The organism is Brachybacterium sp. P6-10-X1, from assembly GCF_001969445.1.
Lineage (GTDB): Bacteria > Actinomycetota > Actinomycetes > Actinomycetales > Dermabacteraceae > Brachybacterium.
Window position 1 is genome coordinate 2,278,930 of sequence record NZ_CP017297.1, and the last position, 22,923, is coordinate 2,301,852.

Annotated in this window: 16 protein-coding genes; 3 read left to right on the forward strand and 13 right to left on the reverse strand. The window is 71.9% G+C overall.

The features are described 5' to 3' along the window. Nucleotides 1-57: 57 nt before the first annotated feature. Both BH708_RS10415 and BH708_RS10420 read right to left on the reverse strand, forming a co-directional pair. Complete coding sequence (locus BH708_RS10415) at nucleotides 58-2,817, reverse strand: ExeM/NucH family extracellular endonuclease (protein ID WP_076808504.1); 2,760 nt, start codon at nucleotides 2,815-2,817, stop codon at nucleotides 58-60. A gap of 253 nt (nucleotides 2,818-3,070) precedes the next feature. Beyond that, nucleotides 3,071-5,560 (reverse strand): bifunctional UDP-sugar hydrolase/5'-nucleotidase, encoded by a 2,490-nt coding sequence (locus BH708_RS10420; protein ID WP_076808505.1) that lies wholly within the window; start codon nucleotides 5,558-5,560, stop codon nucleotides 3,071-3,073. Nucleotides 5,561-6,123: 563 nt separating this feature from the next. Here BH708_RS10420 and BH708_RS10425 point away from each other — a divergent pair. Further along, nucleotides 6,124-7,569, forward strand: coding sequence for an NAD(P)/FAD-dependent oxidoreductase (locus tag BH708_RS10425; RefSeq protein ID WP_076808506.1), 1,446 nt, complete (start codon nucleotides 6,124-6,126; stop codon nucleotides 7,567-7,569). Nucleotides 7,570-7,644: 75 nt separating this feature from the next. Here BH708_RS10425 and BH708_RS10430 read toward each other — a convergent pair whose 3' ends face one another. The 3 genes from BH708_RS10430 to BH708_RS10440 are packed head-to-tail and all read right to left on the reverse strand — an operon-like array spanning nucleotide 7,645 to nucleotide 12,952. Beyond that, a complete protein-coding gene (locus BH708_RS10430; protein ID WP_076808507.1) occupies nucleotides 7,645-10,314 on the reverse strand; it encodes a DUF3488 and transglutaminase-like domain-containing protein in 2,670 nt (889 codons plus the stop codon). Further along, nucleotides 10,311-11,753 (reverse strand): DUF58 domain-containing protein, encoded by a 1,443-nt coding sequence (locus BH708_RS10435; RefSeq protein WP_076808508.1) that lies wholly within the window; start codon nucleotides 11,751-11,753, stop codon nucleotides 10,311-10,313. The genes BH708_RS10430 and BH708_RS10435 overlap by 4 nt, the downstream gene beginning before the upstream one ends. Further along, nucleotides 11,750-12,952 (reverse strand): MoxR family ATPase, encoded by a 1,203-nt coding sequence (locus BH708_RS10440; RefSeq protein ID WP_253705302.1) that lies wholly within the window; start codon nucleotides 12,950-12,952, stop codon nucleotides 11,750-11,752. Before BH708_RS10440 ends, BH708_RS10435 begins: the two co-directional genes overlap by 4 nt. A gap of 138 nt (nucleotides 12,953-13,090) precedes the next feature. Here BH708_RS10440 and BH708_RS10445 point away from each other — a divergent pair, with 138 nt between their 5' ends. After that, nucleotides 13,091-14,485, forward strand: coding sequence for a hypothetical protein (locus BH708_RS10445; RefSeq protein ID WP_076808509.1), 1,395 nt, complete (start codon nucleotides 13,091-13,093; stop codon nucleotides 14,483-14,485). Between the two features lie 54 nt (nucleotides 14,486-14,539). On the opposite strand, the gene BH708_RS10450 is transcribed toward BH708_RS10445, so the two are convergent. The 5 genes from BH708_RS10450 to BH708_RS10470 form a co-directional block, all read right to left on the reverse strand. Next, on the reverse strand, nucleotides 14,540-15,790 hold the full coding sequence (locus tag BH708_RS10450) for an MFS transporter (RefSeq protein WP_076808510.1): 1,251 nt from the start codon (nucleotides 15,788-15,790) through the stop codon (nucleotides 14,540-14,542). A 178-nt stretch (nucleotides 15,791-15,968) separates the two neighbouring features. After that, complete coding sequence (locus tag BH708_RS20135; RefSeq protein WP_253705303.1) at nucleotides 15,969-17,324, reverse strand: signal peptidase I; 1,356 nt, start codon at nucleotides 17,322-17,324, stop codon at nucleotides 15,969-15,971. A 5-nt stretch (nucleotides 17,325-17,329) separates the two neighbouring features. Next, a complete protein-coding gene (locus tag BH708_RS10460; RefSeq protein WP_076808512.1) occupies nucleotides 17,330-17,977 on the reverse strand; it encodes a SipW-dependent-type signal peptide-containing protein in 648 nt (215 codons plus the stop codon). Nucleotides 17,978-17,992: 15 nt separating this feature from the next. Next, nucleotides 17,993-18,613 carry a SipW-dependent-type signal peptide-containing protein gene (locus BH708_RS10465; RefSeq protein WP_076808513.1) on the reverse strand — a complete coding sequence of 207 codons (621 nt, stop codon included), beginning with the start codon at nucleotides 18,611-18,613 and terminating at the stop codon, nucleotides 17,993-17,995. A gap of 159 nt (nucleotides 18,614-18,772) precedes the next feature. Then, a complete protein-coding gene (locus BH708_RS10470; protein ID WP_083713481.1) occupies nucleotides 18,773-19,324 on the reverse strand; it encodes a SipW-dependent-type signal peptide-containing protein in 552 nt (183 codons plus the stop codon). 201 nt (nucleotides 19,325-19,525) lie between these two features. Here BH708_RS10470 and BH708_RS10475 point away from each other — a divergent pair, with 201 nt between their 5' ends. Further along, nucleotides 19,526-20,074, forward strand: coding sequence for a YdeI/OmpD-associated family protein (locus BH708_RS10475; protein WP_076808515.1), 549 nt, complete (start codon nucleotides 19,526-19,528; stop codon nucleotides 20,072-20,074). A gap of 55 nt (nucleotides 20,075-20,129) precedes the next feature. Here the strand turns inward: BH708_RS10475 and BH708_RS10480 are convergent, their stop codons facing one another. From BH708_RS10480 to BH708_RS10490, 3 genes are all read right to left on the reverse strand, one after another. After that, nucleotides 20,130-20,723, reverse strand: a complete 594-nt coding sequence (locus tag BH708_RS10480) for a hypothetical protein (RefSeq protein ID WP_157235859.1) — start codon at nucleotides 20,721-20,723, stop codon at nucleotides 20,130-20,132. 110 nt (nucleotides 20,724-20,833) lie between these two features. Beyond that, nucleotides 20,834-22,084, reverse strand: coding sequence for an HTTM domain-containing protein (locus BH708_RS10485; protein WP_172805754.1), 1,251 nt, complete (start codon nucleotides 22,082-22,084; stop codon nucleotides 20,834-20,836). Next, entirely contained in the window at nucleotides 22,081-22,833 is a 753-nt protein-coding gene (locus BH708_RS10490; RefSeq protein WP_076808518.1) for a DUF5819 family protein, read from the reverse strand. The genes BH708_RS10485 and BH708_RS10490 overlap by 4 nt, the downstream gene beginning before the upstream one ends. Nucleotides 22,834-22,923 lie beyond the last annotated feature (90 nt).

Below are 22,923 nucleotides of genomic sequence, written 5' to 3' on the forward strand. Positions count from 1 at the left end.
ACCATTCTCAGGCAGGGATCGGGGAGATGGCCACGGAGCTCGTCCCTCGGCCTCGACTCAGCCGTTGCGGCCGGAGCCATGGCCGATGCCGCTGTTGCTGCCCGGACCGGAGCCGTTGTCGTTGCCCGGGCCGCGGTTGTCGTTCTCGCGCGGGCCGTGGCCATGGCCGTTGCCGTGGCCCTTTCCGGGATGCTCTTCGCCCTGGCCGGGATGCCCGTCGCCCTCGTCAGCCCCGTCGTCCTCGCCGCCGGAGCCGTCCTCGGGGAAGCCGGCGTCCAGGCCCACGATCATCGGATCGTGGTCGGAGGAGCCGAACACCCCGTCCTCGTAGAGGTCGGTGGCGTTGTTGTGGTAGCGCGAGTACTGGGTCATCACGGACTCGGGGCCGTTGATCTGCCAATCCGTCGCGCCGGTGACCCGCTCGGCGCCATCCGCATCGGCGAGCACGTGGTCCAGCGAGCCGACCATGCCGCCATAGCTGTAGGACCAGCCCTCCGGGTCGTAGGTGTCCCCGAGGTCCGCGTAGCCCTGCTCGTAGAACAGCTGCAGCGGCTCCTCCTGGGTGTAGGCGTTGAAGTCGCCGCCATGGAAGACATCCTGGACCCCGAGCTCGTCGGCCGTGGCCTCGCTCCAGGTCAGCAGCGCCTCGGCCTGCTGCAGACGCGACGTGCGGGCGTTGCCCTGGACCGGGTCGTCCTCGAGATCGGCATCCTCCGCGTCCTCGGATCCCTTGGACTTGAAGTGGTTGATGGTGAAGAAGAACGGCTCGCCCTCGACCTGCTCGTCGCCGCTGCCGTCGACCGGCACGAACACCTGCCCGATCGGCTCGCGGGCGTTGTCGAACGCCTCGTCACCGGCCAGGATGTGCACCTCGCCGGAGGGCTTCACCGCCGCGGGCCGGTAGATGATCGCGTTGGTGATCGCGTCCTGGCCGCCGTCCAGTCCCTGGGCGGCGTAGGCGTCACCGGTGGGCACGTAGTCCCAGGTGCCCTTACCGTCGCGCTCGTTCAGCGCGGCGACCAGGGTGGCGGTCGCCTCGTCAGGCGTCTCCCCGAGGCGGGCGGAGTTCTCGATCTCGGTCAGTCCCACCACCTCGGCGCCGGTGCCCGAGACGGCCTCGACGATCTTGGTCTGCTGACGCTCGAGGTCGTCGGCTCCCCAGGCGCCGCGCAGGTCGCAGCCGCCGCGCACGGAGGTGCCCTCGCCGTCCATGGTGGTGTAGGGCTCACAGCCGGGGGTGTCCTCCCCGAGGGTGGTGAAGTAGTTCAGCACGTTGAAGGTGGAGATCTGCAGGTCACCGCCGACCTCGTCGGGAGCGTCCTCGCGAGTGTCCTCGAAGTCCACGCCGTCGGTGCCGGCCCCGCTCCACGGGGTGGTGGTGTTCAGCCGCCACTGGTCGAAGGAGCAGGAGACCACGACGGGGTCGGTGAAGCGGGCGGCCGCGCCGACGCGCACCGGCTCCGTCGTGGTGAGCCAGCTCATGGGCTGTTCGGGGTTCTCGGCGAAGTTCGTGGTGCGGCCGTCGTCCAGCAGCACGAGGTTCTGCGCCTGCTGCTCGTAGTAGGCGGTGGCCTCCGGGCCGGGGGCCATGATGTCCCCGGCCTGCTGCAGAGGCTGGTCGCCGATGGCCAGGCCCACCTCGCCATACCGGTTGGTGGCGTACACGTCGGTGACGGTGAAGTCGCCCTCGCCGGGCAGGTACAGCATGTGCTCGAGGCTCTCGCGCCGGGCCTCGTCGGTGGGGAAGTCACCCTCGAGGGTGACCGGCCGGACCGTCTCGAGCGGCTCGGTGAGCTTCTCCAGGCCGTCGGCGCCGACGGAGACCTGGGTGGAGCCGTGGTACTCGGAGACCTCGCCGGTCACGCGCACGGAGTCGCCGATGCTGACCTCGGCGGAGGTCTCCGGGGAGTACACGAACAGCGCGGTGGATCCCTCATGGGAGGAAAGGTCCACCTCTCCCCCGGTGCCGCCGGTCTGGATGACATAGCCGTCCAGGCCGCCGTCGGCGTAGACCGCGGTGACCATGCCCTCGGTGATCACGGAGGTGCCGTCCAGGGGGCTCGCGGCGCCGGTGCCCTGGATCTCGGCGATCGTCGCGGCGGTGGGGTCGGCCGGCGGGTCCTCGGGATCGCCCGGGTCACCGGGGTCGCCGGGGTCGGTCGGCTCGGCGCCGGAGGGCGTGGGGGTGGGCTCCCCGGCGACGAAGTCGGTGGAGTTCTCGCCGGTGGCCTCGACGCGGGAGACGGAGGTGGCATTGGTGGTCGCGGGCGCGGGCGCTCCGCCGGAGAACGTGACGGCCTCTCCCCAGCCGATGAGGTCGACCACGGCCGGGTCCTCAGCGCAGGTGGCGCCGTGGCACGCGAGCTCACCCTCGGCGTCGGACAGGGCGAACACTCCGCCGGAGCCGGAGGCGTTGATGCCGCCGACGAGGTCGGCCTCGGGCAGGGGGTCACCGTTGCCGTTGCCGTCGGCGAGCTCGATGAGGAAGGTGCCCCCGGCCGGGACGGCGCCTTCCAGAGGGAGAGTGTTGTGGAAGCTGCCGGTCTTCGAGGCGTACTGCAGCGACCAGCCGTCCAGGGAGAGGTCCTCACCGCTGGTGTTGCGCAGCTCGACGAAGTCGTTCTGCACCGTGGCGCCGGAGTTGCCGCCCCCGCCGTACACCTCGTTGATCTGCAGGTCGCCGGGGGTGACCACGGCGGCCTGGGCGGAGGGGACGAGGCCGGGGGTGAGGCTGATGCCGAGGGCGAGCGCTGCGGCCGCGGACCCGACGCGGGCCAGATGCGTGCGCAGCGCGGCGCCGTGGGTGGGGGTGCTCATCGCGGGGGACTCCTGGGATGGGGATGGGGTGAGTCTGCTGCGGGGGTCCGACGGACGGGGCGGATCTCGCCCCGGTCCAGCGGTCGTGGGGCCGTCGTACGGCCGTCGTGAGGTGATCGTCCGGTGATCGCGCTGCGGTGATCTCGCGGTCGTCGGTCGGTCGTGCGTCTCGAGTGCGACCTCCGGGACGTCTCAGCTGCGGCGAAGGGTTCCGGACGTCGCACTCGATGAGCGGGAAGGCTGTCCGGGTGGTTCAGCGGCGCGACAGGCGGTGACGCAGTCCGAGCCCTCCCAGCCCGGCGAGGGTGAGGAAGCCGATCACCGCGGCGAGGGGGCCGACGTCGGCGCCGGTGCGGGCGAGGTCCGACGGGGTCTCGCCCGCCGTGGTCCCGTCCGTGGAGGCGCCGCCCGTGGTGTCGTCGACGACCGGGGTGACGGTGTCATCGTCCTGGGAATCGTTGCCCTCGTCGCCTCCCTGAGCGTCGCCCTGCGTGTCCTCGCCCTGCGTGTCCTCGACCTGGTCATCGCCGCCCTGAGCAGTGTCGTCACTCTGCGCGCCGTCACCCTCGGCACCGTCATCGCCCTGGTCGTCACCGCCCTGGTCGTCGCCGCCACCGTCGCTCGGCGGCGGGGTGGCGCCCTCGTCGTCGTCCGTGGTGCAGCTGTCGGGCGCGCCGCCGGAGGTCCAGGTGAAGGCAGGGGCGTCGACGCTGATCGCGGTGCCGGTGTCCGGGATGGCGGTGATGCTCAGCGGCACCACGGTGCCCTCCGGAACGCACAGCCAGTCGGTGAGCGTCACGTCGCCGTAGGCGCGACCCAGTTCCTCGACCATCGCGTAGGGCGCTTCGAAGGTGCCGTACTCACCGGCATCGACCACGACCGACTCGATCCGGGGAGCTCCGAGGCTCAGGGACTCGAGGCCGCCGATGCGCAGCACCGGGTCGCGGTCCACGTCCTCGTCGGAGTCGTACTCGCCGGCGTCGAGGACCTGCAGGTCCAGTTGACGCTGCGAGTAGTCCGGCTCGAGGCCCGGGTGCGCCTGGAGATACTGGATGAAGGCATCGCGGTCCAGCACGCCGGAGTCGCTGACGTCGCTGGCCTCGGAGAGAGTCCACATGTTGTCGCCGCCTTCGAAGAGGAAGCTCGCGGTGACGATGGTGTAGGTGGCCTCGAGGTCGATCGGCTCGCCGTCGATGCGCACCTCGGTGATGTGCTCGTCCATCCCGGCGGTGGAGTCGAAGGTGTACCGGACGTTGTCCGAGACGCTGAAGGCGAGGAACTCGCTGGTGGGTGCGCCGGACTCGTCGCGCTGCCACTGCTCCTCGAGCATCTGGACGAACTGGGCGCCGGTCACCTCGCCGGTGTTCAGGGTGTTGCCGAAGGGCACCATCGAGTTGGCCTCCGCGTAGGTGACCACGCCGTCGCCGTCAGCGCCGGCCGCGTCGTACCAGAGCTCGGCACGGATGCCGCCGGGGTTCATCCAGCCGATCACCTCGTGGTCCTGAGCGGCGCCCTCGTTCTCGAGCCACCACGTCATGGAGTCGGCGAGCATGTCACCGGCGGCGGAGTGGCGGGAGCGGTCATCACCCTTCGTGTTGGCCTGGTCGGTGACCGGGTCCTGGGTCCGGCGGATGCCGTCCTCGTCGTATTCGGCGACGGTGGAGCCCCAGGAGGTGGTGATGTCGTCGGCGATGGTCCCGACCTCGACGGACCCCGCTTCCTCGGCGTTCGCCACGGCGTCGGCGACGACGGTGGCGGCCTCCTCGTAGGTGTCGTCGCCCGCGCAGTCGGCGGGGTCGGTGTTCTCGGTGGGGATCAGCTCCGTGCCGCCCTCGACGACGTCCCAGTCCTCGTCGTCCCCGAGCTGCAGGGTGACCGAGCCGAGGTTCGCACCGCTGGACCCGGTCTGCACGATCGGGCGGACCTCGCCGTCCTGGCCGGGCACGGGGGCGTCGTAGGCGTAGGTCTGGTGGGAGTCGCCGTTGAAGATCGCATCGACCTCGGAGGAGGTCTCGGTGACGATCCGGTCGAAGATCGGGTCGGAGTTGGCAGGGGCCTCTCCCGGGGCCCCGTTGCCGGAGGCGCCTTCGTGGTAGGAGGCGACGATGACGTCGTACTCCTCGTCGGAGGCCTCGAGCTCCTCGACGGCGGCATTGACGGAGTCGACCGGGTCGCGGAAGTCCAGACCCTCGATGCCCGCGGGGCTGACCTTGCTGAGGGTCTTGGTGGTGACGGCGCCGACCACGGCGACCTTGACGTCCCCCGCGTCGACGATGGCGTACGGCTGCTGGGCGTGGGCGTCGGTGCCCTCGTCGAAGACGTTCGCGGCGAGGTAGGGGAAGTCCGCGCTGTCGGAGATGCGGCCGTTGAGGTCGTCCTGACCCTGGTCGTACTCGTGGTTGCCGATCGCGCTGGCGTCCACACCCAGGGCGTTCAGGAAGTCGAGGGTCGGTTCGTCGTCCGCGACGGCGGAGACGAAGGCGCTGCCGCCGACGTTGTCCCCGGCGGACAGCAGCGCGGAGTTGTCGTGCTGCCCCTGGGCGGTCACGACGGTGCAGGCGAAGGCGTCGCCGGCGTCGAGCGCACCGTGGAAGTCGTTGAACGTCAGCAGATTGACCTCGTCGCCCGCTTCGGCGGCGACGGCGGCGCCGAGCGGCACGACGGCCGACGCGGCCACCAGGGCGGCGGCGCCGAGGCCCACGGAGACGCCCCGCGCGAGGCGGCGGGCAGGGATGTCGAACATGAGGAGGGCTCCTGAGGAGGGAGAAAAGGGGATGGCGGTGCGCTCCGGCTATCTCAGTCCATGCGGACCAGGACACGCCCAGGTTTCCCCGACCTGGCCGACACCTGTCATCGAATGTTCACCCTCCGGCACGATCCGCGCTCCTGCCGTGATCAGACCGCAATAGCGCCTTTACCGCCGCTTGACTCATCGCCTCGGCGGCTCCGCCGTCACAGAACATCCCGTGCCTCGGCCGTCGACGTCGGACCGCCGCACACGCAGCGAGCCGGACCACCGGTGACCGCTTACCAGGTGTGACACCCCACCAGGCGCACCTACCGCCAGGTTCCCCCGCCCGTCGGAAGTGGGTAGCATCGATGAGGACTTCGGACGGCCCGCCATCCCTGCGCCCGTCTCCGGCTCCGAGCCCGACCGATCTCGGGTTCGTCATCCCGGGTCGCACCCGGCACCGCCCGCAGCCCGCCGCTCCTCACCCATCTCCCGCCGACGCCGGCACCCGCTCAGGGATGCCACGAGCATCCCGCGGGGAGGCCGACCACCGTCACTCCAAGGAGTCAGTCCCCATGGTCCTGCCGTTCCTCACCCCGCGCCCCACCGTCCCCGCGAAGGACGGCGCGAGCTGGCCGCACGTGATCATCCTGGGGGGTGGCTTCGCCGGCGCCCATGCCGTGGGAGCCCTGCGCGACGCCCGGGTGCGTGTCACCCTGATCGACCGCAACGTCTACAAGACGTTCCAGCCGCTGCTGTACCAGGTCGCCACCGCCGGGCTGAATCCGGGCGACGTCACCATGTTCCTGCGCGGGCTCTCGTTGAAGGTCCCGAACATGCGCTACCGACAGGGTGAGATCGAGGGCGTCGACCCCGAGCGCAAGGTGGTCCGTCTCAACGAGGGCCAGAAGGGCGTCCAGGAGCTGGCCTACGACTACCTCGTCGTCGCCAACGGCGCGACGACCACCTACTTCGGCACCCCCGGCGCCGAGGAGCACGCGATGCCGATGTACACGCGCTCGCAGGCCCTGGCCATCCGCGACCGCGTCTTCTCCGAGCTGGAGCGCTCAACCCGCGAGGACGCAGCCATCCACGACAAGCTCAACGTCTGCATCGTCGGCGGCGGGCCGACGGGCGTGGAGATCGCCGGGGCGCTGGCGGACTTCCGCATGCAGGAGCTCGACATCCTCTATCCCGAGATGGACCCGGGGACCCTGCAGGTCACGGTGCTCAACCGCGGTGATGAGCTGATCAAGGAGTTCGCGCCGGAGTTCCGCCGGTACGCGGCGGACGAGCTGGAGGATCGCGGCGTGACGCTGCGTCTGGGCCACGGCGTGAAGTCCGTCGGCTACGACCACGTGGTCCTCGACGACGACACGGTCCTCGAATCCGACATCACCATCTGGGCCGCCGGCGTGGCCATCCCCGAGTCGGTCAAGGACTGGGGGCTGCCGCAGGACAAGCGGGGCCGCCTCGCCGTCGATGACTACCTGCAGGTCAAGGGCTTCCCGGGCGTGTACGCCGCGGGCGACATCGCCAGCCAGGACGACCCCCTCCCCCAGCTCGCTCAGCCCGCGATCCAGACCGGCCAGGCGGCGGCGAAGAACATCGCCGCGGAGGTCGCCGGCAAGTCGCGCAAGAAGTTCTCCTACACGAACCTGGGCACCATGGCCACGATCGGCCGTCACGCCGCGATCGCGGAGATCCCCGTGATCGGTGGGCTGACCGGATCGCTCGGCTGGTCGGCCTGGCTGGGCGTGCACATCGTCAAGATGATCGGCCACCGCAACCAGCGCGCCGTCGCGATGAACCTGATCTCGCTGTACGGCGGCACCCGCGCCACCCACCAGCCCAACCCCGTCGTCGGCGAGGTGGACTCCCTGCGCGCGGCCCGGATCTTCGAGGCGCAGGCCCCGCACCGCTACTTCGGCAAGGGCGCCCTCGCGAGCACGCCCCACACTCGCGAGGCGGCTCAGGAAGCGCCGGGCGCCCGCGACGTCTCCGACCCGATCAAGGACTGAGCGGCGGGAGGTGCGCGCTCCGGCGGGCCGCCGCATGATGCCGTGACCGGCTGCCGTCAGCGGGACCGGCCCCCGTCAGCGGGAGGTGCGGATCAGCGCGATCAGCTGGTCGGAGTCCGCGCGCAGCGGAGGCATGACGATCGTGCCCGTCGAGGTACGCTGCCCGACCGGCGCCCCGTCGTCGCTGCTCCGAGCGCCCGGTCCCGCCGGCCCACCTGCTCGCGGCTCCGTCGAGCGTGACGTTCGGGTCGCTCCGGCCCCTTCGTCCCGCACCTGACGCGACGGTCGAGCGACCTCCGACGGTCCGCCGGCGCGCGAGGCGCCGCCGGCGGCCGACGGGGCACCAGCCCCGAACTCCCCCACCCCCGGCAGCGGCGCCGCGTACCGCGCGGCGGTGTAGGCGGAGGAGACGCGGGCGGCGGCCTCGCGGTGCCCGGGCGTGACCTCGAGCTCGCCCTCGGCGATCTGGTCGAGCAGGTCCTCCAGCGCACGGGCCGGGGGCAGGGTCTCGTCGAGCGCGATCTGCTGCGGCGGGGTGCCCCAGGCCCCGGTCCACCCGAGCAGGCGGATCACCCGGGCGCGCACGGTCAGCTCGCCGGTCAGCTCCGACCAGGCCAGCTCGCCCGCGCGTCGACGGTCCCGCTCGGTCACATCCGGGTCCTCGCGACCGTCGGTCCCGCCGTACACCAGCGCGTTCCAGCGCTGCTCGCGCAGGTGCACGCGGCGCCGACGGATCAGCACCACGGCCGCGGCGCCGGCCGCCGCGATCAGCACCCCGGCGGCCAGACCGCTGTACAGCCCGCTCTCGACGCGCTCGACCGTCCGGGGATCGGGGGCCAGTCCCCCGCCGTCGGACGTGCCGGCCTCGGTGGTGTCGGCGCCGGTGGGGTCCTCCCCCGTGGTGGGGTCCTCGCTGGTGGACTCCGGGGAGGTTTCCTCCTCGGTCGGCTCCTCGCTGGGCGCGGCGGTGCTCGGCTCCTCCTCGGCGCCGCCGTCCTCCTCGGTGATGCCCGGGGCGCTGACGCCGTTGGCGGCGGCCGCGGGCGTCGGCTCGAACCGCACCCAGCCGTGCTCGGGGCCGAACCACACCTCGGGCCAGGCGTGGGCGTTGTTCGAGCTCACCGACCACTCCTCCCCCTGCTGGTCGCCGGGGGTGAAGCCGATGGCCACGCGGGTGGGGTAGCCCTGCGCGGTCATCATCAGCGCGAAGGTGGAGGCGAACTGCTCGCAGTAGCCGATGCGGTCGGAGAGGAAGGATTCCAGCGGGTCCTCCCCCGGCGGGGAGTTCACGGTCAGCGAGTAGGCGAAGGTCGTGCGGAAGTACTGCTGGTAGGCGACGGCGGTGTCGAAGGCGTTCTCTGCGCCGGCGTCCTCGGCGACCTGGACGGCGAGCTCCTCGGCGATCTGCGGCACCTCTTCCCGGGAGGTGTAGCCGGCCTCGAACGGCTGCTCGAACACGGCGGGGTCCACGCTGCGCAGCTCGTCGGCGGTGGCGGGGTTGCTCTCAGACAGGATCGTGTAGTCCAGGCCGGTCAGCGGCACGTTCGTGCGGCCGACGGCGATCGCGCCGTTGGAGGGCTGCAGGGTCAGCGCGCGGCTGATGCGCGGTTCGGAGGTGTCGATGGCGCGGATGTTGTCGGGCGCGGGCAGGCGGTCCCCGCCGAGGTTCTCGACGGAGAACTCGGTGCGGACGAGGCCCCCCGAGGAGGGGTCGACCGCCTGGCCGTCGGCGCGGGCGTCGGAGAAGGAGGCCTCTCCCACCGGCAGGTCCTCACCGGCGGTGTCGTTGCGATAGGTCTCGCCGTCGAAGGTGTTCAGGGTGCGCAGGCGCAGGTAGGAAGGCTTCGTGGCGGTGGTCGTGTAGCGGAGCACCTCGATGTCGTCCTGCTGCAGCAGGGAGCGGCGCACGGAGACGTCGTCGTCGATCATGACCGGACCCAGCTGCGGCATGTCACGGTTCTGCCAGCGGTTGACCACGTCCATGTCCAGGGCGACCTGGGTGGGGGCGAACTGCGGCAGCGCCAGCCCCAGCGGCATCGCGAGCACCGCCACCAGCAGCAGGGAGGCGACGGCCCCGCCCGCGGTGCGCAGCGGCCGGGGCAGAGGGCCCGCCTGCGGTCGACGGTCTCCCGCGATGTAGACGGGATCGGCGTGCACGGTGCGGGTGGCCAGGATCATCAGCCCCGCCGCCAGCGGTCCGGCCACCGTCCACCAGGGGCCGCCGGAGGGCTGTTGCAGGGCGGGGATCAGGATCGTCCCCATCAGGGCGAGGCCGGTCGGGGTGTGCCAGCCGAGGTCGACGAACACCAGGTCGAGCACCAGGGCGCCGAGCGCGAGCAGCGCGACGACGAGCACGGTCCCGCGGGAGCCGAGGGTCAGCGGCGCCATCCCGGAGGCCAGCTCGCTGATCGCGCCGGGGAAGATCACCGACTGCTGGGTGATCATCGCGATCGGTCCGTCACCGACGCTGAGCAGGCCCTGGGCGGTCTCGACCACGAGCACCAGGACCGCCACCACCAGCAGCTGCAGCAGCGGCACCAGCATCTGACGGTCGACGAGATGGCGCAGCACCAGTCCGCCGACGACCACCGGGGTCGTGGCGGTGAGGGTGAGGACGAACCAGGAGGAGCCGGCCAGCAGGATCGACAGCGGTGCGGAGGCCAGCAGGATCGCCAGCAGCAGCACCAGGGAGCGTCCGATGAGCGCAGTGCCCTCCAGGGCGGGCCGACCCATCAGGGGGCTCATGTCCACTCCTCCACGTCGGCGGCGGAGAGCAGCTCGTCCAGGGTGTCGGCGGTGGTGCCGCGCACGAGGGTCCAGCTGCCCCGTCGCGAGCGGGTCGGGCCGACGGGCTCGTCGTCGGAGTTCTCCTCCTGGGCGGCGGGTTGCGAGGCGGGCTGGGCGGCGCGGCGCGCGGCGTACCCCTCGTGCCCGGCGAGGTGGCCGGCGTGCTCGTCGTGGGCGTGGCCGACGTGGTCGCCATCAGCAGGGCCGATGCGTCGCGCCCGCCGGGGACGGCGCGTGTCCTCGTCCGCGCCGACGGGGCGCAGGGCGATGGCGGTGCGGTGGGCGGCACGGCCGGCGAAGCGGTCCAGCTCGAGCCCGGCGAAGGGCTCGCCGTGGTCGGGGCCCAGGGCGATCGCGAGCGCGGTCTGCCCGGCGGCGTGGTCGATGCCGATGCCGGTCGCGGCGTCGTCGTCGAAGTCCACGTCGGCGAGCGCGAGCAGGGAGGCGCGCTGCTCGACGGCGTCGGCCTCTCTGCCCAGCGGGGAGCGGCCGGGGATGCCGCGGCGACGGCCGCTGCGGGTGATCTCGTCGCCGCCGGCGTCCACGATGCGCACGTCCCAGCCGTTCAGGCCGAGGCTCTCGAGCACGGTGGCGGCATGGGAGACCAGACGGTCCTCGACCTCTCCGTCGGCCGCGCCGGGCTCCTCGTCGACCTCGCCGCGGCGGGTGGTGTCCAGGACGATCACGGCGCTGTGCCCGGCGCTGGGCTCGTCCTCGCGGGTCATCAGCTGACCGGTGCGGGCGCTGGCGCGCCAGTTGATGCGGCGGATGTCGTCGCCGGCGGCGTAGGGGCGGGCGATGGGCCCGATCTCACCGACCCCGGTGCCGGCCGCGGCACCGAGCACGCCGTCCCGGGTGATGCCGGTGGCGCGCTCGGAGGCGGGCGCGAGCTCGGCGATCACGGGAAGTCCGGTCAGGCGCAGGCCGTCGTCGACCGTGCGGCGCAGGTGGAACAGGCCGAACACGTCCCGCACGATGAGGCTGTAGGAGCCGAGGCGGTGCCCTCCGCGGCGGCGGACCCGCAGCACGTGCGGCATGCGCCGCGACAGCGGCAGGTCGCCCTGGCCGCCGAGGGGCTCGGGCAGGTGCTCGCGCACGGCACCGCGGGCCAGCGGCAGGATGGTCAGCCACGGGGTGCCCACCAGCTCGAGCTGGATCCGGGCGACGGTGCCGACGGGCACGGCGTCGTCGATCACCTGGCGGCGGGCGCGCAGCCCGATGCCCGCCAGGCCGATCCCGAGCGCGCCGACCAGCAGGGCCAGCAGCAGTCCGGCGGCGAGGTAGCGGGCGGGCAGCACCCGGGTGAGGTCCGCGGCGACCCAGCACAGCAGGGCCAGGACGAGCACGACGATGCCGCGCGCGGTGGGCCGCAGGACCGTCCCGGCGGGCGGCGTCACGTCTGCGAGGTGCTCCGCAGCACCTGGTCGACGAGTTCCCCCGAGCTGGCCCCCCGCGAGAGGGCTTGAGGCGTCAGGTGCATGCGGTGGCGCCACACCGGCATGATCACGGCGCTGATGTCCTCGGGTTCGACGAAGGTGCGGCCGACGAGGGCGGCGTGCGCCTTGGCGGCTCGCACCAGGTGCACCGCGGCGCGGGGCGAGGCGCCGAGGGTGACCTGCGGATGGGTGCGGGTGGCGTCGGCCAGGCGGACCACGTAGTCGAGGATCAGCGGCGAGGCGTACACCCGGCGGACGGCGCGCACGTGGGCGGCGATCCGTTCGGGCGTGGTGCGGGTGGAGACGGCGTCGAGGATCTCGCGATCGCCGGCGGGGACGGGGCCGGCCTGGGCGGCGAGCATCCGGGCCTCGGCCGGGGCCACGGGATAGCCCATGGAGGTCTGCGCGAGGAAGCGGTCCCGCTGCGCTTCGGGCAGACGGTAGGTGCCCTCCATCTCGACAGGGTTGGAGGTGGCGACGACCATGAACGGCTCGGCCAGCTCGTAGGTGGCGCCGTCGACACTGACCTGCCGCTCCTCCATGGCCTCGAGCAGGGCGGACTGGGTCTTCGGCGAGGCGCGGTTGATCTCGTCGGCCAGCAGGATCTGGGTGAACACCGCTCCGCGCCGGAACTCGAACTCGCTGGTGGCCTGGTTGAAGACGCTCGCGCCCGTGACGTCGCCGGGCAGCAGGTCCGGGGTGAACTGGATGCGGTGGCGATCGGCCCCGAGGGTCGCGGCCAGGGACTTGGCCAGCATGGTCTTGCCGACGCCGGGGATGTCCTCGATGAGCAGGTGGCCGCCGGCCAGCAGCACCAGCAGGGAGATCTGGGCGACCTCGCTCTTGCCCTCGACCACGGTGGCGATCTCGTCGATGACCTCCTGCGCCTCGGTGGCGATCTCCTTTGCCTCGGCCTCGGTGAGCGTGGGCGGTGCGGGGGCGACGGTGCCCGACGACGTCGCGGCGCTGCCGGACGCGTTCCGGGCGCTGCCTGAGGAGTTCCGCGCCTTCTCCGAGGAGTCCTCGGCGCCGTCTGCTCTCGTCGCGGCGGCACCCGGCACCGTCGCCGTCCCGTCCGGGGCACCCTCGATGGGGCGGAGGTCCTGGTCAGGCCTCCGTTCGTCGTAGTCGGCGGCGACCGGTGCCTCGTCCTTGCTCATGGGGTGCTCCTTCGCGTCGACGCCGGTGAGGAGGAATCACCAAGAATTTGCCCGGCCATGTGATCCATTTGGGCGCACTGTTATGGGGCCTCCCTCTAGAGTATGACGGGTTGTCCCTGTCTTCCGAGGAGAGTTCCTGTGACCCGCAGTGCCCTTTCGACCCTCACCGGTATCGGTGCTGGTCTGGTGCTGGTCGCCTCCTGCACGCTCGGAGGGTCCTCGGCCCTCGCGGCGCCTCCCGGCTCAGGGATGGGGCCGGCGTCACCGCCGGCGGTGTGCCAGGCGGCGAGCGCGAGCGCCTCGCCCGCGGAGGTGGACGTGGGTCAGACCGTGACGATCGAGGCGGACTGCTTCGAGCCCCATACCGACGTCACCGTACAGATCATCCCGCCGTCGGGCCAGGACGGATCGGAGAGGGTGACCGTCCAGACCAACAAGGACGGCAGCATTCCCGCGCAGTCCTACACCCCGGACGCGGCGGGCACCTACAACGTCGCCGTCAGCGGCGGGGCCTCGCAGGCCACGGCCCACTTCGCCGCCACCGACACCGGAGACGGCCAGGACGGCGAGCCCGCCCCCGAGGAACCGACGGAACCGCCCACCGAGGAGCCGACCGAGCCGCCCACCGAGGAACCAACGGAGGAGCCGTCCCAGGATCCCGAGAGCCCGGATCAGGGCGGCTCCGGGGACGACACCGGAGGCGACGACTCGCAGGAGCCCGACCCGTCTGCGGGCGGCGAGGAGGATCCCGGTCAGAGCGAACCGCCCGCCGAGGACCCGGACCCCAGCGACGGCTCCGAGGACGGGTCGGGCGGCGACGCCCCGGGGGGCGCCGGGGATGATTCGACGGGCAGCGGGGACGACTCCTCCGGCGATCAGACCGGCGGTGAGGACCCCCCGACCGGTGATGACGCTCTTGGCGGCGAGACCGGCGACGACACCTCGTCCGGCGGGGACGACACCACCGGCGGCGAGGGGAACGGCGGAGACGGGTCGAACGGCCAGAGTGCCGACGACACCACCGGTGGTTCCGGCACGACCGACGCGAACGGCTCGGACGGGTCGGACGGTCAGGACGGGTCGACCAGTCACGACGGGTCGGACGGTCACGATGCCGGCGATGCCTCGGGAGGCGACGGAACCGACGGCAGCGGCGGGGAGAGCACGAACCAGGACGACTCCTCCTCCCCGACGCCGACCCAGGACGCCCCGGGCCACGACGACCCCGCCCCGACGGCCGGCGGCGAGCAGCCCGGAAGCTCCCCCCCTGCGCCCGCGGACTCCCCGACGGATCTGACCGCTCAGCAGCAGCGCACCATCGCCGCGATGCTCCGCATGGGCCACGCTCTGAGCGGGGCCGGCACGGCCGGCGCCGGCGGCTCGTCGGACAGCAGCGCCGATCATCCCTCCGACGACGGCGAGGACGGGCTCGCCGAGACCGGCAGTGAGATCAGCCTCCCGGCGGCCCTGACCGTCCTCGCCCTCGGCGTGGGTGCCCTCGGGATCGGGCTGAGCCGCCGCCTCGGCCGCTGAGCCGCAGGCCGAACGTCGGACCCCCCGGCCGTCGGCCGCCGGCCCGGCCGACCCTCAGGCCCGTCGGATCCGTGCTCCCTGCATCGCGAGGAGCAGGGCGATCACCAGCGCCCCGATGACCAGGCCGAGGCCGCCCACCGCCACGGCACCGCTGACCCCGACCAGGGCGCCGAGCCCGGCCAGGGTGATGCCGTTGCCGGTGCGCATGCCGCTGGCGATCATGCCGTAGACCCCGACCACGCGTCCGCGCTGGTGCTCCGGGGCGCGCAGCTGGACGATGGCCTGGCCCACGGAGGTGGCCGCGAGGTTCGCGACACCGCCGATCACCAGCGCCGCCACAGCGATCGCGTAGTGCGTGGTGGTGGCGACGGTCAGGCTGGTCAGTCCGAACATCACGGCGGCGACCACGGCGGCGCGCACGTCGGCCTTGATGACTCCCGTGGCCTCGAGCAGGAATCCGCCGAGCACGCCGCCGATGCCGTTGGCGAACAGCAGCAGTCCGTACCCCAGGCCGCCCTCCTCCCCCGCCCCGAGGGTGTCGGCGAAGTTCGGCATCGACACCGTCAGCGACGAGCCGACGCAGACAGCGATCAGCCCGGCCAGCGCGATCATCCCCACCAGCACCTTGTCGCCGCCGACGGTGCGCAGCACCGTGCCGGTGTCCAGGATCGAGACGCGCTCGCGCAGCGTGGAGCCGCTGCGGGTGTGCCCGGTGAACGGCGTGCGGATCATGAGCAGGGTCATCGGCAGGTAGAACAGCACGTTGGCGAAGATGCCCCAGGTGGTCCCCAGCAGCAGCATCAGCGCGGAACCGACGACGGGGCCGGCCAGCACCCCGAGGCTCTTGAAGGTCGCGTTCAGCCGGACGGCGCTGGGCAGTTCGCGGGGTTCGGCGAAGTCGTGGAGCATGAGCTGCTCGGCCGGCCCCCACAGGGCACCGGCGCAGCCGTGCAGCACCAGCAGCACGCACGCGCTCCACATCTCCAGCGTGCCCGTCAGGAACAGGGCGCCCCAGGCCAGGGACACGAATGCGAACAGGCCCTGGGCGATCTGGATGATGCGTCGGCAGTCGTACTTCTCGGCGAGACCTCCGAACAGCACCGACAGCAGCAGGAACGGCAGCCAGTGGCTGATCACCTGGAAGCCGACCAGCCAGGGGGACTGGAACGTCTGCCACAGCACCCAGTAGGTGATGACGTGCTCGATGTTGTCGCCCATCATCGACAGCCCCGCGGTCATCAGGTACGGGCGGGAATGCTTGTCGCGCAGGGGGCCGAAGCGGCGGGGGCGCAGCGTGGTGGTCATCCGCCCCCGTCCTCGGCTCGTGCGAGCCGCTCCGGGCCCGTGGGCCGGTAAGCGCCGTCCCGGCCTCCTACGGTAGTCCGCCGGAGGGGCCTCGGCACGTCGTGGCCACCTGGCGAGAGCGCAGCGCCCTCACCGCACTCCTGGATGAGAGCCTTCCGCGGACGACACGGGGCTGCGGTCACCGCCGCCGCGTCGTCGCACCGTCCCCGCGCCGTGTGCGCCGCAGCACGGCACCGGCCAGCAGGAACCCGGCGGCGGCGACCGCGACCGCTGCGACGGCCGTGACACCGGTGCGAGCGAGCTCCCCGGGACGCTCGAGGGACCCGCTGCCCGGGGAATGCTCGCCCGAGCCGTCGCGACCCGCACTCTCCGCAGGACCCCCTTGGCCGGGCCCCGGACGGTCCGGGGCGCCCTCGGGCCCGGTGGAGAGCTCGTCCCCGGCCCCGACCGCGTGGATCAGCACGCGGCCGTCCGCTCCGGAGAGGTCCGCCTCGCCCGCCGCCGCGGTGAGGGTGACCTGCACCCTGAGCCACCGCTCCTCGTCGCTCGGCATCGTCGTGAGCGCCCGGGTCCCGTCGGTCTCGGCGAGACTGTCGAGGCTCTCCGCCGCCAGGAGCTCGTGAGCCTGCGACGGGCACCGATCACCGACCCACCGCGTGGAGCACGCGGTGACCGAGACCGTCAGGGCATCGTCGACGCCTGCGAGATCGCCGCCGCCGGTGATCCCGAGCCGGATCCGCCCGGGATCGGGGGCCTCCGCCCAGACGCCGACGGTCCAGACGACGCTCTGCCCGGGGGCGAGGTTCCGCATCTGCTCGGTGTCGCCCTCGGTCTGCATCCGCAGGTGCTCGCCGCTGATGAGCCTCGACTCCGCATGACCGGGGCCGGGCGCGACGAGCATCAGGGCAGCCGCGAGCGGGAGGACGGCGATGCGCAGCACGGTCCGACCCGGGTCCTCGTGCCCTGGGGCAGGGCCGTCGTCGTCCGTGTCGTCCGGCTCGGGCTCCTCGTCGTCGCGGGGCCAGAAGGCCCAGACGACCAGCAGGCTCGCGCCGATCGTGAGGCCTCCCAGCACGTAGGGGTCGCCGAGCCCTTGGATGACCCGGGCCGCGCGGGGCACCGAGAACATCACCCGCTGCACCTGCTGTGTCGTGTAGGGCTCGGGATCAGCGACGTCGTTGGCGTCACCGCGCATCTCGAACGTCACCGTCCCGGAGGAGGTGTCGACGTCGTGGATCTCCACCACGCGGTGGGTCACCGGGAGCAGGTCCGCTCCGCGATCCACGGTGACCACGTCGCCGACCTCCATCTCGGTCGCGGGGATCTCCCGGACCAGTGCGACCGCTCCCGCCGGGATGGTGGGGCTCATCGACCCGGTGCGGAACATCATCAGGGAGACGTTGAACGTCCAGCTGAGGATCACGAGCACGATGCACACCGCCCCGGCGACCGCGAGGACGGTGAGCGCGAGATCTGCCGATCGGCTGACGAGGCGCCGACCGCCGGAGTCGCTGCGACGCGTGCTCTTGCCCATCGGCATCACCCGGGCGTGACGGACGCGGCGTCCCACGTCCAGGTCTGTTCGGCGGAGGAGCCCTGCGCGGAGTTCGGGGCGTCATCGGCCAGTCGGACCTCGAAGCAGTACGCGACCATGCCTCCCGCGGCGCCGATCGGCTGGGTGGCGATCGGCTCCGTGGCGCCGGCCAGCGGCTCCCAGGTCTCCGGGGAGCCGACGACGAAGGCCGACGGGTCCACGAAGTCCGCCGCCTCGCAGCCGGGTCGCCCTCCGGCGACGGGATCCACCGTCACGACGCGATGCTCCAGCGCGCCCACCAGGTCCGCGTCACCGGTCGCGCCCTCCCCGGTCAGCGTCAGGACTCCGCCGACCGAGGTGTTCGCCGTGGTGCGGATCTGCACCGGGGCGTGGACGACGGTGCCGGGAAGCATCCCGGAGGCGTCGAAGGTCATCTGCCGGGTGTCGTTCCATGCGCCGTCCACGCTCACCTCGATCGCGAACTCGCCGGCTTCGAACACGCCGCTGGTCTGCTCGGTGTCGGTCCATGCGGCGATGGTCGCCGAGGCTCCGACCCCGAGGACCAGGCCGCCGGCCAGCAGCGCCCTGAGTCGTCGGGAGCGTCGGCGCCCCGTCGACCCGTGCGCGATCGGCACCTGTTCCTGCGGGCTCACGCTCGAGGATCCTGCTTACGCGGCCTCGACCGATTCTGCGACGAAGCCCCAGTGGGCGGTGGCAGCACCGCCCTCGACGAGATCGTTCCCCGCGCTGACGACGAAGCACAGCGTGGTGGGGGCGCCGGCCGTGCCCGACGGGGCCTCGGCCAGGTCGAAGGTGGCCGCTGTCGGGGCGGCGCTCAGGGCGGTGCCGGAAGGGACGATCTCCGTGCCGGTGGCGTCCTCGGTGCAGGACGCGGCCGAGTCCACCTGGACGATGCCGTAGGTCAGGTTCGCGGCGTTGGGCCCTTCTGCGGTGACGCTGTCCAGGGACACGGTGGCGGCGTAGGTGGTGGCCGCGTCCGTGCGGAGGATGAACGGGGCGGCGACCGTGTCCCCCGGGGAGAGGTTCGAGGCGGCGTCCAGGTCGAAGCCGAGCTCTGCGGCGCCGCCCTCGGAGGCGTGGTCGGTCCAGGTCGCGCCGTCCGTGCTGCCCTCGATATTGAAGTCACCGGCTCCGAAGATTCCTTCGGCCCATTCCTGGTCCGTCCACGCGGCGAGGGTGACGGCCGCACCGACGCCGAGGACGACCCCGCCGGCGAGCACGGCTTTGATCTTGCGCCCGCGATTGCTGGTTCTCGTATCTGCAGTCATTGTCGCTCCCCTGTCGAACCGATTGCTGCTGTGGTCCTTGCAGGCTATCGGCCCGGGTATCAGGAAGCACCGTCCCGCCGAAAACCGCGCGAATTGTCCGCTATTTGCCGTTCTGGTGTGCGGCCGATCGGGCCTGGAGAACTTTGCCTTCGCCCGGGATCACGTCAGGTTGCGGCAATTTCCCCCGAGCCCACCGATCAGGCCGGCATTGCTCGCCACCGAGGCGGGTTCTGATTCCCAGCCGCCGGCGCCGTCGGGGGCGAGGACGATCGCGAGCTCGAGCTCGGTGCCGAGGCCGAGCAGCCCGCCCAGCAGGTTGGTCGGCACGTCGGTGCGGTAGGTGCCATCGCCGCGCTGCTCGGTGTTCCCCTCCACGGTGAACCCTGTCAGGGGCGCCAGCGCCGAGCCGAGCCCGCTGGTCGAGGCCTCGACGGTGACGTCATCGAGCGTGTACCCGGCGGGCAGCGCCCAGAAGATCTGCACCTCGGCACCGATTCCGAGCACGCCCGGATTGAAGGTGCACTGCTGGGTCAGCGTCGGTGCCGGGATGGCCCCGGCTGCGAAGCTCGCCGTGGTCTCGTCCTGGTCGGTCCAGGCGGCGAGGCTCGTGGTGGCGCCGGCTCCCAGCACCAGTGCGGCGGCGAGGGCCACTCGGAGGCGGATCCACCAGGAGCGCCCTCGGGATCGCGGCCGAGCAGAGGTGTCGGTCATCTGCCGATCGAGCCTCCCTGGTGGCCGCGGTACGGGTCCACCCAAGATCACCACGAAGCGCACGCGGGCGCAAGCATGCGGGCCGCGGACGGGCCGTCCGCCGTGGTGGTCGGTCGATCAGGAATCGAGAAGCCTCCCCCGGGCGCCCCTCGTAAACTGGTCCCCTCATCCCATCCGGCACGACCTGGAGGAGCAGACATCATGGCGACGACGAAGACCCCGACGACGATCACGGGCAGGGCGACGGCTCGCGCGGTCGGCGATCGCCTGATCCTGCCGCTGCCCGACGAGGCCAGCGCGCAGCTGCCCTCCCGGGGTCAGGTGGCCGTGGTCGGGTCGCTGGAGGATCACGAGATCGAGACGGTGCTGGAGCCCGACGGCCGCAAGGGCCATTGGATCTCCCTGGACGCTCAGCGCGTCGGGGCCCTCGGGGCGACCGAGGGGGCGAGCGTCTCCTTCACCCTGACCACCGCGGCCACGTGGCCCGAGCCCGAGGTCCCCGATGACCTGGGATCCGCGCTCGGCGAGGCGGGCGACGTCGAGCACCAGTGGGACTCCATCACCCCGATGGCCCGCTGGGAATGGGTGCGCTGGGTCGGCGCCACGAAGAACGCGAGCACCCGCGCCAAGCGCGTGGACGTCTCGATCGACAAGCTCCGCAAGGGCAGTCGCCGGCCGTGCTGCTTCGACCTGGCCTCCTGCACCGACCCGGAGCTGGCCAAGAGCGGAAAGCTGATCGGGCTGGAGTGAGAGCGGCGCGGCCCCGCCCGCCGCGGGTCACCCGTTCCGGGCGCACCCGCGACGATCAGTCGTTCAGGCCGCACCCGCCGTCGTCGTCGGCCGTCAGGGCCATGTCCTTGACGCGGTCGTCGTCGCCGATGGCGAAGATGTAGTGCGCCTGGGAGTTCCCGGGCGCCGGTGCGGTGTAGAGCGGCAGCAGTCCCGTCTTGTCGACCGTGTACCGGTCGTAGCCGTTCTCGATCTGCTCGGTCGTGGAGCCCGTCGCCTCTGCGACGGACCCCATCGTGATGCCCTCCGGGGTCCGAGTGCTCTGGGTCCCCGGGATGGACACGACGCCGTGCGTGGGAGAGACGACGACGCCCGCTCCCGGGTTCTGCTCGCCCTCGGCGGGGTCGAGGTAGAACCAGGTGCATGCGCCGATCTCCTGGCGGTCGGTGAGCAGGCCGGTGTCCACGGCCTCCTCCTCCGACATGCCGAGCTCGAGCGATGAGTAGCCGTCCGGTCCCAGTGTGCTCTCCGCCGCGGAGGCGGAGGAGCCCCCGTCGACGGCGGTGAGGCCCTCGGCAGCCGTCGGGGCGAGCGCCAGAGCGGCGATGCCCGCTGCGGCGAGGGACGTGGTCAGGATCCGCCGTGCTGCGGCGGTGCGTGCGATGGTCACGATGATTCCCTTCGAAGTGATCCAGGGCACCATCCATGGTCGGGACGCGAGCGCTGCGGGCGCAAGTGCTCTCGGAACATCGAGGACGGCGGCGTCGTGACCGCAGGGCGTCACCGCGTCGATCGTGCTCGCCCGGCACGACGCCGCGGGGGATCGACCTCCGCCCGCTCGGGCTCCACCTGCTCGCTCTGTGCGCCCTCGCTCTGCGAGACCTCGCCCTGGGCCCCCTCGCGCTGCGAACCCTCGGTCTCCACCCGTCCGGATGCCGCCTGCTCCGCCGCCGCCTCCGTGGTGGCCGACCGGTGCGCGCCGCGCGCTCCGCGGACCCGGCTGAGGACCGCCCGCGAGACTCGATTGCCGGTCAGGGTGGTGCGCAGCCAGGTCACGATGGCGACCCAGGTGGTGCCGGAGACGAGCACCGCGTCAGCGGAGGCCATGATGCCGGAGAAGAACGGCAGCCCCATCAGCACCGCGATGCTGAGGTGCATGCCCAGCAGGGCGAGCAGCACGAGGCGCCGGGTGATGGTGTTGAACAGCAGGAACGGGAAGGCGATCTGCGCGAGCACGGTCACGTAGGTCGCGATGAACACCGGCAGGGCGAAGTAGGTCAGCAGGTCGGCCAGCGGCGGGAACACCCCGTAGGCCACGGACTGCAGCGGGTAGTAGACGGCGGTGCCGTTCTGCCAGAGGGTGCCCTGGACCTTGTAGAGCCCGGCCTCGAGGTAGACGGTGCACACCTGCGCCACCACCAGGCACAGCCCGATGTTGTGCAGCACAGAGCCGGTCTGCGTCTCGGGGCTCGCCGCTGTCGCCCGACGTCGGGCGTCGAGGGACCAGCGGCGCGAGACATCCACGAGGATCAGGTAGATGAGCATGATCCGGATGAAGTAGTTGCCACCGTCGGAGATCGGTGTGTTCTGGCCGTTCAGCGTCGTGTAGGCGAGGAACAGCAACGGGGTGATGATCCGGGTGCGCCAGCCGAGGGTGAAGGCGACGACCAGCGCGATCGTGACGAGGTACCAGAGCCAGAACACGCCCGGACCGGCGTGCTGGAGCAGGTTGAACGGGGCGTCGTAACCGAGGATCTCGCGATAGGGCTGCCAGTACCCGGAGCCAGGCCCCCAGATGCGGGAGGCGATGGGCAGGTTGATCAACAGCCAGCCCAGCAGGAAGAGACCGGAGGCGATGCGCATGACGGCGAAGCCGTAGTCGGCGTGACGGTCCGCGATGAACCAGGTGACCACGCGGTCGAGGAGCCGGGCCGGGAGGTCGCGCCGGCCGCGCAGCCAGGTCCTGATCGGGGTGGTCGATGTGCTCGCCGAAGAGCCTGAGGTGCCCACGCGAGTTCTCGGGGTGCTCATGTCCATGCCGCCGTCACCTCGTCGTCGAACTCCATGGCGGGGCGCCAGCCGATGGTCCGCCAGTACTGGGTCTGCTCCTCGGGCGGGTCATGGCGCTGGTCGAAGTCGGGCACGGGCTCACGGAGCATGCGCACCTCGACCAGGGTCACGGAATCCCCATACTCCTGCTGCATGACCAGGGTGGCGAGCCCGACGGCCGCGTCCTCGAGACGCTGATAGGTGCGCAGGGTGTTCAGCTGGCCCGCGGGATACACCTGGGAGGCCTCGGCGGAGTAGAGGTCGACGCCGAAGACGGGGTCGCCGTCGATGTGGTTGGCCTCGGCCATCGCGCGCTGGTCGTCGCTGAGATCGGAGGCGACCGACCAGAACCGGCCGTGGACCACCTTCGACTGGCGGGTCTCGCGGTCGGCGAAGACGTTGTAGGCGACCGCTTCCTGTTCCTCGGCGGTGATGTTGCGCCACTCGGTGAACTCGGCACCGGCGTCGCTGCCGCCGGCGCAGACGTCGAACTCGCTGACGCAGGCACGCACCAGCATGTACTCGTCCTGCGAGTAGGGGCCGGGGGCGAAGAGGTTCCAGCCCTGGTCGAGGGGTCCGAGGAAGTAGCGGTCCAGCGCGGGCTGGAGGGAAGCCTTCACGGCGGTGTCGGGGCCGGTATAGGCGAGGGTCGCGCCGATATGGCCGGCGGCGAGGAGGCCGACGGTCGCGAGGACCACCGCGGGGAATCGGCGGATGCGGTGCTTGGCCATGCGGGGGAGTCCGTTCTGGGAAGAACTATGTGCAGGTGACGAGGGTGGAGAGGAGCCGATGTCGGACGGCCTGATGGCCGCCGGGCCGAC